At 65.4% G+C, this 523-nt stretch carries 1 protein-coding gene; it reads right to left on the bottom strand.

Annotation, left to right across the window (positions count from 1 at the left end):
* Positions 1–523, bottom strand: a 523-nt coding sequence (locus GTW58_RS13970; RefSeq protein ID WP_280842336.1) for an SGNH hydrolase domain-containing protein, incomplete at both ends; no start/stop codon positions are given.

Genomic DNA, 523 nt, shown 5'->3' with positions numbered 1-523 from the left:
TGCTGCCAGCCACGGGCGGCAGTTGTCAAAGCGTTGATCCTCCTCGGTGGTGAAGTAACAGCCCGGATTGATGTAGGTCACGATGCGCCAGTTGTTGGCCTCGGCCAGCGGCCGAATGGCATCCAGCCAGTGTTCGGCGTGGGAGTTGCCGATCAGCAGAAGGGTCTGTTCAGGGTTCTCTACGTCAGGCGTGGCGTTGGTGCACAGCCCCTGTGCTTCTGCCGGGATGTTCCACTCCGCCGGGCAGGCCGGTCCACGGTTGGGAGCCTGAGCCTCGAGCTGCTGGGGCAACGGGATGGTGGGGGCGTCGTCGTTACCCGTGGGCTGGTAGTCGGCGGCCAGCGAATACGCACCGGGGTTGTCCGTGTTCGGACCACTCGGGGCCGTCTCCACCTGCCGGTTCATGGCCTGCTGCCAGGCCAACGCGGGGGTGAGGCCGATGATCAGGCACAAGATGACCGCACCGACCAGTCGGGGCTTGGTCGCCTCCGGCCACCTCCACTTCTTGGGGGGCTTTTCGATG

The organism is Kocuria subflava, assembly GCF_012163155.1.
In the GTDB taxonomy this organism is placed as follows: domain Bacteria; phylum Actinomycetota; class Actinomycetes; order Actinomycetales; family Micrococcaceae; genus Kocuria; species Kocuria subflava.
This window is presented reverse-complemented; position numbering and strand designations above follow the sequence as displayed.